The 9837-nt window shown below is 69.9% G+C and carries 12 protein-coding genes; 6 read left to right on the top strand and 6 right to left on the bottom strand.

Translation table 11 applies throughout. The features are described 5' to 3' along the window. Positions 1-301: 301 nt before the first annotated feature. The 3 genes from RR1_RS20990 to RR1_RS20980 all read right to left on the bottom strand — a co-directional run bounded on the left by RR1_RS20990 (position 302) and on the right by RR1_RS20980 (position 2215). On the bottom strand, positions 302-646 hold the full coding sequence (locus RR1_RS20990) for a hypothetical protein (RefSeq protein WP_010837313.1): 345 nt from the start codon (positions 644-646) through the stop codon (positions 302-304). Positions 647-723: 77 nt separating this feature from the next. Then, positions 724-1350 carry a MarC family protein gene (locus RR1_RS20985; protein ID WP_010837314.1) on the bottom strand — a complete coding sequence of 209 codons (627 nt, stop codon included), beginning with the start codon at positions 1348-1350 and terminating at the stop codon, positions 724-726. Between the two features lies 1 nt (position 1351). Then, positions 1352-2215, bottom strand: a complete 864-nt coding sequence (locus tag RR1_RS20980) for a PHP domain-containing protein (RefSeq protein ID WP_010837315.1) — start codon at positions 2213-2215, stop codon at positions 1352-1354. Positions 2216-2284: 69 nt separating this feature from the next. Between RR1_RS20980 and RR1_RS20975 the strand changes: the two genes are divergently transcribed. Beyond that, positions 2285-3316: a magnesium and cobalt transport protein CorA gene (locus RR1_RS20975; RefSeq protein ID WP_010837316.1), complete on the top strand. Its 1032-nt coding sequence runs from the start codon at positions 2285-2287 to the stop codon at positions 3314-3316. Positions 3317-3333: 17 nt separating this feature from the next. On the opposite strand, the gene RR1_RS20970 is transcribed toward RR1_RS20975, so the two are convergent. Then, positions 3334-3972 carry a suppressor of fused domain protein gene (locus RR1_RS20970; RefSeq protein ID WP_010837317.1) on the bottom strand — a complete coding sequence of 213 codons (639 nt, stop codon included), beginning with the start codon at positions 3970-3972 and terminating at the stop codon, positions 3334-3336. Between RR1_RS20970 and RR1_RS20965 the strand changes: the two genes are divergently transcribed. Both RR1_RS20965 and RR1_RS20960 read left to right on the top strand, forming a co-directional pair. After that, positions 3971-4657 carry a metallophosphoesterase family protein gene (locus RR1_RS20965; protein WP_010837318.1) on the top strand — a complete coding sequence of 229 codons (687 nt, stop codon included), beginning with the start codon at positions 3971-3973 and terminating at the stop codon, positions 4655-4657. The genes RR1_RS20970 and RR1_RS20965 overlap by 2 nt on opposite strands. Then, entirely contained in the window at positions 4647-5492 is an 846-nt protein-coding gene (locus RR1_RS20960; protein WP_010837319.1) for a ParB N-terminal domain-containing protein, read from the top strand. The genes RR1_RS20965 and RR1_RS20960 overlap by 11 nt, the downstream gene beginning before the upstream one ends. A gap of 5 nt (positions 5493-5497) precedes the next feature. Here RR1_RS20960 and RR1_RS20955 read toward each other — a convergent pair whose 3' ends face one another. Beyond that, positions 5498-5926 carry a hypothetical protein gene (locus RR1_RS20955; RefSeq protein WP_143153980.1) on the bottom strand — a complete coding sequence of 143 codons (429 nt, stop codon included), beginning with the start codon at positions 5924-5926 and terminating at the stop codon, positions 5498-5500. Between the two features lie 203 nt (positions 5927-6129). Here RR1_RS20955 and RR1_RS20950 point away from each other — a divergent pair, with 203 nt between their 5' ends. The 3 genes from RR1_RS20950 to RR1_RS20940 all read left to right on the top strand — a co-directional run bounded on the left by RR1_RS20950 (position 6130) and on the right by RR1_RS20940 (position 9223). Further along, the gene (locus tag RR1_RS20950) at positions 6130-6675 is read left to right on the top strand and encodes an RNA polymerase sigma factor (protein WP_010837321.1); all 546 of its coding nucleotides are present in this window, start codon (positions 6130-6132) and stop codon (positions 6673-6675) included. A 26-nt stretch (positions 6676-6701) separates the two neighbouring features. Further along, positions 6702-7652, top strand: coding sequence for a hypothetical protein (locus tag RR1_RS20945; protein WP_010837322.1), 951 nt, complete (start codon positions 6702-6704; stop codon positions 7650-7652). Positions 7653-7885: 233 nt separating this feature from the next. Further along, positions 7886-9223, top strand: coding sequence for an HNH endonuclease signature motif containing protein (locus tag RR1_RS20940; RefSeq protein ID WP_010837323.1), 1338 nt, complete (start codon positions 7886-7888; stop codon positions 9221-9223). Positions 9224-9243: 20 nt separating this feature from the next. On the opposite strand, the gene RR1_RS20935 is transcribed toward RR1_RS20940, so the two are convergent. Next, positions 9244-9837: zinc-binding dehydrogenase (locus RR1_RS20935; RefSeq protein WP_143153979.1), on the bottom strand; the 594-nt coding region annotated here is incomplete at its 5' end.

Genomic DNA, 9837 nt, shown 5'->3' with positions numbered 1-9837 from the left:
ACGGGCACTCCTGTCTGCGGCTCGCGTGGGCAGTCTGCCGCGCACGCGCGCGTCGATGACGGGCGGCGCGGAGCCACCCGAATTGCGAACCACCCGGGATCGGCGGGGTGGGAATCGCCCGGCGCACAGCGCTCGAGGCGAGAGACGAGATGGAGTGGAGCGGGTATGCCCTGCGTGGAGCCCGCGGATGTGCGGGTTCTCCGGATGCGACGTGCCATCCTCAGCGGCCGCGGGGCGGTGGCACCGGCGGCAGTCGAATCAGCTTAACGCATCCCTGCGCAGGGCCGAACCGAGTCGGGTGTCATCCCCACCACTGCGTCCACAGCAGTGCGGCGAGCACCACGAACACGACGAGCGAGCCGGGCAGTGCACGGATTCCGAACCGGCGGTCCGCCCACGACTGCGCGATCAGGGCGACGGCGGCGCCGGCGACGTGGGTCGCGAGCGAGACCGTGCCCGGGCCGGGAAAACCTTCGCGGCCACCGAGGACGGCGGCACCGACGACGACGAACGCGAGGACGACGACGCCCGCGGCGACCGCACCGCTCAGCGCCCGGACGGCCCGCACGAGGACACCGTCGCGGCGGCGCGGGGCACGCTGCTCCCGGTATCCGGCGTCGGCGTAGGGCGACTCGCGATAGGTCACCGGTGTCTCCCCTCGTGCGATCGCGACGCGCGCGTCGCGTGCGACCTCCCAGAGTAGCGACCGGCTCGGCCGCCCGGTCAGCCCGCCGAGTACTGGTCGATGAAGCCCATGACGGACGACGCGACGAGCTGCACGGCGATCGCTGCGAGCAGCAGGCCCGCGATCCGTGCGAGCAGCGTGATCCCGCCCTCGCCGAGGATCCGGATGAGGGTCGTCGCGAAGCGCAGCACGAGGAACAGCACGGTGTGGATCGCGAGGATCGCGGCCGCGATCGCGAGGTACGTCCCGCCGGTGTCGGCCTGGGCGACGGCGACGATGACGGCGGCGATCGCACCGGGTCCGGCCATCAGCGGTGTGCCGAGCGGCACGAGCGCGACGTTCACCTCGGCGTCGCCGTGCGGGTCGGTGCCGCCCGCCCCTCGCCCGCGCAGCAGATCGAGTGCGATGAGCAGGAGCAGCAGTCCACCCGCGCCCTGCAGCGCGGGGATCCCGATGTGCAGGTACGAGAGGATCGCCTGGCCGCCGACCGCGAAGACGGTGATGACGAGCAGCGAGACGGCGGGCGCCTGCCACGCCGCGCGATTGCGCGCCTCCTTCGTCTTGCGTCCGACGAGCGAGAGGTAGACCGGGATGACGCCCGGCGGATCCATGATGACGAACAGCGTCACGAAGGTCGCGAGAAAGACCGCGGTGTCGAAGCTCATGTCAGCCGAGCACCGGCCCCAGCACGTCGGTGCCGGTCGCGGCGTCGACGAGGCGCGCGTACTGCTCGGGTGCCGTCGTGAACGCGCCGAGCGGAATCGTCTTGTTGGAGCCGTGGTAGTCCGACGACCCCGTCACGACGAGGTCGAGTTCGTCCGCGAGCGCGTCCAGGACGGCGACGTCCGCGGCGGAGTGATCGGGATGGTGCACCTCGATTCCCCGCAGCCCGTCCGGGACGAGTTCGGCGATCTGCGCGAGGTCCATGAGCCGGCCGCGCGAGCGGGCGCGGGGATGCGCGACGACGGCGACACCCCCGGCGTCGGCGACCATCGCGACGGCGTCGGCGAGCGGTGTGTCGATCTTGTCGACGTAGAACTCGCTCGACGTCGAGAGCGGCCCACGGAACGCATCCGCGACGCTGTCGACGACTCCGGCGTCGATGAGCGCACGGGCGAGATGCGGGCGTCCGACGGACGGACCGGCCTCGGCGAGGATCCGGTCGGGGTCGATCGCCAGTCCCGCGGAACGCATCCGGGTCGCCATCGCCCGGATGCGGTCGACGCGCTCGGCCCGCAGCCGCTCGCGTTCGGCCGCGAAAGCCGGTGCGGCGGGATCGAACAGATACGCGAGGAGATGCACGGGGACGTCGAAACCGTCCTCGCCGCGCCCGGCGCACGACATCTCCATGCCCCGCACGAGGGTGAGCGAGTCGGGACGTGCCGCCGCCGCGGCCTCCCAGCCCGCCGTCGTGTCGTGATCGGTGATCGCGACGACGTCGAGACCCGCCTCGGCAGCCGCCGCGACGAGCCGCGCGGGCGAGTCGGTGCCGTCCGACTCGGACGAATGTGCGTGAAGATCGATCCGCATGCGCAACAGTGTGTCAGGTGCACCGTGTCCGGTGCACCGCACGAGCGAGCACGTCAAGGGAGGTTCACCGTGTCCGCAGCCGCCCGTCCCTCCGACGCGCACGACACGTACGTCGTCGACTGCGGCGTGTACGCCGACGGCGTCCGCCTTCCGGGAACGTTCACCTACCGCGAGGGACTCGACGAGGTCCGGCGCCGCGGCAACGGCTTCGTGTGGCTGGGTCTGCGCGACCCGGACCTCGCGACGATGACCGACGTCGCACGCGCCTTCGGGTTGCACGAGCTGATCATCGAGGACGCCGTCGAGGGGCGGCAGCGACCCAAGCTCGAACGGTACGGCGCGTTCTGGTTCATGGTGGTGAAGACCCTCGAGTACGTGCCGCACGAGTCGGTGACGTCGGCGACCGACATCGTGTCGAGCGGCGAGATCGAGGTCGCGATCGGCGAGAACTTCGTCGTCACGATCCGCCACGGCATGTCGGTGGCGCTGCCCGAGGTGCGGCGGAACCTCGAACAGCGGCCGGAACGTCTGGCGCTGGGGCCCTTCGGCGTCCTGCACGCGATCGCCGATCACGTCGTCGACACGTACCTCGACGTCGCACAGTCGGTGGCCGACGACGTCGATGCGCTCGAGGAGGCGGTGTTCGGGTCGAGCGAGGTGATCACGATGGAGCACGTCAACCTGCTCAATCGCGAGGTCGTGGAGATGCGGCGGGCGACGGCGCCGCTCGCGAATCCGCTGATCCGGCTGACCCGTTCGCCCGACAGCCCGGTGTCGAAGGAGATCCGCCGCTACTTCCGCGACGTCCTGGATCACCTGATCACGGTGACCGACCGGATCGCGGAGTTCGACGAGATCCTGTCGTCGCTCGTCGACGCCGTGGTCGCGAACATCCAGGTCCAGCAGAACGTGGACATGCGCAAGATCTCGGCGTGGGCGGCGATCGCCGCGGCGCCGACGCTGATCGCGGGGATCTACGGCATGAACTTCGACGACATGCCCGAACTGCACTGGGCCCTGGGGTATCCGCTGGCGATCGGGATCATGGCCGTCGTCGCGACGAGCCTGTTCCTCGCGTTCCGCCGCAACGGGTGGCTGTGACTCGCTCCCCCGCGAGATCAGAGCGAGGCGGCCGAGCGCGCCGGGTCACGGACGTCGATGTCCGCCTCCGTCCACGCGTCGCGCAACGCGGCCGCGCCCCGCAACCGCACCCACGCCGCCTCGGTACCCGTGATCGGCACTGCCGAGAAGAACCGGACCGGGTCCATCGGCTCGGCCAGCGCGAGATCGTCGATGCCGCTGCCCTCGCCGAGCAGGACTGCCGTGAACGGCGAACCCACCCACAGCGACTGACCCAGATCGATGAGGGCGTCGGGCACCAGGACGAGCCCCTCGACGGCGGGCGCCGCGGCGAGGATCGCGAGCGTCGTCTCGATCTTCGACTGCGGGCCGAACCCACCGCGCACCGCGAGGACGACCTCGGCGCGCGGGCCGCGAAGATCGTCGGCGACCATCTCGACCGGATCGCCCATCGGGCGCCGCGAGCAGCCGACCGTGGCGTAGCGGACGATTCCCTCGTCGTCGGGGCCGAACCGGAGGATCTCGAGCGGTTCGACACCGAGGAAGGTCACCGACGCGGTGCTCGGTTCGGGTCCTCCGATCTGCGCGGTCAGGTGCGCTCGGACGGCGGAAACGACGTTGTCGGAGCTGTCGGACACCCGCTCATCCAACCATCCTGCGAGTACGGTCGCATTCATGGTGTCGGTACTCGCCGTCGCCGACGAGCCCGTCGAGTGGCTCTGGAGCGATCGGGCGCGCACGCTCGGAGCCGACCTCGTGCTGGGTGCGGGCGATCTTCCGTTCGGCTATCTCGAGCATCTGTCGGAGGCGCTGAGCGCGCCGTGCGTGTTCGTCCCCGGCAACCACGACCGCGATCTCACCGGATACCGCACGGGGCGCGGCGGCGTGTACCGCGCGGGAATGCCGGTCACGTGGCCCGGTCCCGTGGGCGCCGTGGACGCCGACGCCCGCATCGTCCGGGAGAGCGGCCTGCAGATCGCGGGTCTCGGCGGGTCGATGCGGTATTCCGGCGGGCCGAATCAGTGGTCCGAGGCGCAGCAGTGCCGGCGCGCGATGCGGATGCTCGCGCGTGACGGGATCGCGCGTGGCCGTGCGCCCGTCGACATCCTGCTCACCCACAGTCCGCCGCGAGACGTCGGGGACGGCGACGATCCGGCGCATCGCGGCTTCGGCACACTCCGTGGCCTGGTCCGGTGGTTACGGCCGTCGGTGATGCTCCACGGCCACATCCATCCGTTCGGGCGGCCCGCTCCCGACGTCACGCTCGGGACGACACGCGTGATCAACACGGTGGGCTACACGCTGCTCACCGTCACGCCCGGGCAGGCACCGACGATCGTGAGGCGGCATCATGGCTCGTGACACCGGATTCCCGGCCGCGGACGCCGAGAACGACTTCTCGCGCGAACGGCGCCGAGCGCAGCTGTCGCGGCTCGTCGCGTGGCTGCGCCGCGAGCCCGACGACGTCGGCGACATCCTGCCGTTCGACGAGGTCGTCGCAGCACTCGGGCGCGTCGGCGAACGGCGACTCGGATTGCAGACGATCGACCTCGATTCGATCGTGGGCAGCGTCGACCGCCCGCGGGACTTCGACCGCAGATTCCGCCCGACGTCCCCGCGGATCAGGGAACGGTGGGAACGGCTCGCGACGGCGCAGCGCCGCGGCGAGTCGTTCCCGCCGATCCGCGTGTACCGCGTGGGATCGATGCACTTCGTGATCGACGGGCATCATCGCGTGTCCATCGCGCACGCGCGCGGCTTGCACACGATCGACGCCTACGTCACCGAGATCCTGACGCGGGTCTCGCCGGACGGGATCGAGACGCGGCGCGATCTGCTCACCAAGGATCACCGGCGCATGTTCCTGTCGCGGGTTCCGCTGCCCGACGCGCAGCGCGACGCGATCGAGGTGACCGACCCCTGGGACTACGCCGAGCTGAGCGAGGCGGTGGAGGCGTGGGGATTCCGGCTCATGCAGGACCGAGGCGAGTTCATGACACGGGACGAGATCGCGCGGCGCTGGTTCGGTGAGGAGTTCGTGCCGGTCGTCCGGATGCTGCGCGGCGCGAGGATGCTGCCGAGATTCACCGATGCCGAAGCGTACCTGTGGGTTTCGCGCGAGCGATATCGACTCGTGCGCACCCACCGCTGGAACGACGAGATCCTCTCGGCGCTCGCCGAACGCGCCCCGCGCTGAGGCACTCAGCCGTCGCGGCGACTGTGGCGCGGCGAGAATCCCGTCACGCGGTCGATCCACGCGGCCGGTGACTCCCGCGCGAACAGGCCACTCCCCGAGCCGATTCCGAGCACGAGCGTGAATACGATCAGCGTCACGGTCGCGCCGGCGTAGTCGGTGTGCAGCGCCGTCGCGCCGGCACCCATGAGCAACGCGAGAGCCAACGATTCGGACATCACCCGCGACGGCGCATGCCGGCGACGCGCGATCGTGGCGACGACGATCGCGCCGAGCGCCGCTACGGCGACCACACACCCCACGATGCGGTACCACTCGTGCTCCGCACGGACCCATCCGATCAGCTGCACGGCACACAGCGCCGCGTAGGCGCCGGGCACGAGGATGTTCCATTGGCGGTAGGTCATCTCGTGCGTCAGCGTAGTGGGGCTCCGCACTGCCGGCGAGAGTCGAACGTCCCGATCGTCGCGAAACCGAAATACACTGTGTGCGTGCATATTCGATGACACAGACGGTTCGGCGGAATCGCGTGCGTTCCGTGTGAGATCGCCCCTAGTGTGTAACGGTCCCGTCCCCCCGAACCATGGAGAAGTAGTGACGCAGAGCGATGGCGACACCAGGTCACCCGGGGGGGTTGTGGATGAGTGCGGACCACGCAAGGTTCACCGACATCTATGTTCGGTGCTACCCGCGCGTATTGGCGTTCGCGCGCCGACGGGCACCGGACTCGCTCGCCCGGGAGGCCACCGACGAGGCATTCCTCGTCGCATGGCGCCGACTCGACGAGGTGCCGATGGATCCTCTCCCCTGGCTCCTCACCACCGCACGGCACACCCTGTCGGAACTGCGCCGCCGCGGCGAACGTCACGACGCTCTCGTCGACGAGATCTCCCGTGCCCGCCGACTCGTCTCGGCGTCCGAACCCGGAGCGGACGACGCCGTCGTCGAACGCGTGACCGTACTCGACGCACTCGCCTCGTTGCGCGAACGCGACCGCGAAACCCTCATGCTGACGGTGTGGGACGGACTCACGCACCAGGAAGCCGCATCCGTATCCGGTTGCACCACAGCGACGTTCACAGTTCGTCACCACCGAGCGCGCCGTCGCCTCGCCGCAGCGCTCGCCCAGCGTGACGGCCGGCCACCGGACACCGCACTGCACCCGAACGAGAGAACACCCACGTGACAGACGACCGCGATCCCCTCACTCGCATGGCTGCACAACGCGACACCCTCGACACCGAACTCGCGCCCGTCGACGGCCTGCGCACCCTCCTCGGCCGACTCGACGACCCTGCATCCCCGCCCCACGCCACACGTCGGCCGCGCACCTCCGGATTCCTCGCGACCGCAGCGGTGGCGACGATCGCGCTCGTCGGCGGACTCGTCGCGCTCGGCACCATCGGTTTTGAGAACACGACGCGGTCGACCGCGGCCGTCGAGGCACCGTGGCGATCGCTTCCCTTCGACGAGGCCACCATGGAATCCGATGTGCTCGAGCACGCGGCAGCGCGCGCCGGCAAGCAGCCCGATACACGCGGTGAGGGCGGATACGACTACATCCACACCTCCGCGTGGCGCATGTCGACCGAGCAGACGATCGACGGCGTCGTTCTGTCCTGGGCGATGGAGGAGGTCGACCGCGAGGAGTGGCATGCCGCCGACGGTTCCGGCCGCATCGCCGAAACACGCGACGGGCTACCGAGCAGCGCGAACGGGCCGTACGGACCCGGCGAGCTCGACACCGCAGGATTCGACGACGCCCTGCCCACCGACCGACTCGAGCGGCAACTCCACGAGATGGGGCGCGGGCACGATGCCGCCTGGTGGTTCGACACGACCGCCGACATCTGGCGCGACCAGGTGGTGTCGCCGTCACTGCATTCGGCGATACTACGAATCCTCGCGCAGCAGAACGGAACAGCGGCGCTCGGCACGACCAAGGATCGGATCGGGCGGACCGGCATCGCCGTCGGCGCAGATTCCTCGGACGGAACGACCCGGCACATCCTCGTACTCGACCCCAGCACGGGCGACCTCCTCGCCGCCGAGACGATCGCATTGGCCGACGGCGTCGCACCCGCACCCGTCACTCCTCCCGTGACCGTCGGATACACGGTGTGGATCGACTCCGCCCGCGTCGACGACACGCGACGTCCATGACGCGGCCGAGAACTCGCACCGCGCTCGTCGTGCCGATCGTGGCGTGCGCGATTCTCACGGGTTGTGGCCGATGCGACTCCGGACAACACCGTCGTGGCTTCCGGGTACATCGCGTGACCCTCGATCGAGCCACCTGCCGGGGAACGGTGATCGCGCCATCGACAGGTCTTGGGCTATCCCCAACTGCAGAAATAGATCTTGTGTCGAACGGGCATTCGAACTAGATTTGTTGCATGGGGTCGGGGGATTCACACACAGCACACGGCGTAGACGCCGCGGGCGTCGAGCCGTGGCAGCTCGGTGACGCCGCACTGTCCGCCGCGGTGCTGGATGTGTCGCGGCAGATCCAGGTGTTGCAGGCCCGGCGCATCACGCTGATGGGCGAGGTCGCCGACCGGGGTCTCGCGACCGCAGCCGGCTACCGGGATGCCGGGGCGTGGCTCTCGGCCCACACGATGCTCGAAATCGGTGAGGCACGCGACGTCGCAGCATTGGGGACGAGCCTGCGGTCCGAAACCGAGATCGCTGCCGCCGTCGCCGAACAGCGCATCTCGCCGCGCCACGCGAGCATGCTGTGCGCATTCTTCGACACGCCGCCGTCGCTGCTCACCGCGCTCGCGGACACCGACCCGAACGAGCACGCGGCCGTGATCGCCGCATGCCGCGACGCGCTGCTCGCCGCGGCAGCACCGGGCCCGGAAACCGCAACGAAGTCGGTACGCACCGCGATCGAAACGCTGCGGACGCGCCTCGACATCGACACCGACGGGCCGACGACCCGTGAACGCGAGGACCTCAACACGCTCACCGTCTCGAACACACTCAACGGCAGGGTCGTGCTCCACGGCGACCTCGACGCCCTCTCGGGTGAGATCCTGTCGACCGCGCTCTCGAAACTGTCCGCACCGCGGCCAGCAGCGGACGGCACCCGCGATCCGCGCTCCGCCGGGCAACGCCGCGCGGACGGACTCATCGAGATCTGCCGACGCCACCTCGACGCCGGCGACAGTGGGCACGAAGCCGCCAAGAAACCCCACGTCACCGTCCTCATCCATCAGCGAGACCTGACAGCACAGCCGCACAACCACGACGAGCGGGTGAGCGTCTCCGTCACCGCACTACTCGACGGCATCGGTCTGCCGTGGATGCCGTGGGGCGGCACCCTCACACCCGAGACGGCGCGTGCGGTGGCCTGCGACGCGCACGTGACACCGATCGTGATCGACGACCACGGCGTCCCACTGAACATGGGCCGCACCACCCGCCTCGTCACCCCAGCACAACGCCGAGCACTCACCGTTCGCGACCGCGGCTGCGCCTTCCCGAACTGCACAGCACCCGTGAGCTGGTGCGAAGCACACCACATCACTCACTGGGCCGACGGCGGACCCACCGACCTCGACAACACAGTCCTGTTATGCGGCAAACACCACCGGCATGTTCACCACAGCACCTGGACGATCATCCCGACACCGAGAGGCAGACCACGCTTCGAACCTCCCGGCTTCGACCGGTCCGGCATCGGTCCGCCCGGGTCGGAACCACCGGGCCCACCACCGATCGTGGCCTGACCGGCGATCAGTGGTGTCACTCACGGCACCAGCACGATTTTCCCTGTGCCGTGGCCGTGATCGAGTTCGCGATGCGCCGCGACTGCGTCGTGGAGCGCGAATCGCCGCGCGGGCGGTAGGACGAGACGCCCCTGTCTCCACGCCGAGACGAGCGTCCGGAGCGTCTCACGGGATCTGTCCGCCGGAGTTCCTGCGAGGAAGTCGATTCCGAGCTCGAAGGCCGACGTGTCGGCGAGACTCGCTATCCGGCCGGTGGTGCCGCCACGAAGCTCGACCGCGTCCCCGAGCGCCCCGGTCGCGGACGCCGAGAGCACGGCGTCCACGCCGTGTGGCGCGAGTGCGCGGATCCGATCGAGCTGCCCGTCGCCGTACGTCGTGACGGCAGCGCCGAGGGCGCGCAGCCGCTCGTGGTTCGCCTCACCCGCGGTCGCGACAACCTTCGCCCCCGCGGCGATCGCGAGTTGCGTCGCGATGGTGCCGACGCCTCCCGCGGCGCCCAGGACGAGCAGCGTCTCGCCGCGCTGTAGGCCGAGGTGTGCGAGCGCCCGCAGCGCTGCCTCTCCCGCTACCGGAAGTGCGGCGGCGACCTTCGAGTCGAGTTCGTCGGGCTTACT

Source organism: Rhodococcus rhodnii NBRC 100604 (assembly GCF_001894925.1).
Classification (GTDB): Bacteria; Actinomycetota; Actinomycetes; order Mycobacteriales; family Mycobacteriaceae; genus Rhodococcus_F; species Rhodococcus_F rhodnii.
This window is presented reverse-complemented; position numbering and strand designations above follow the sequence as displayed.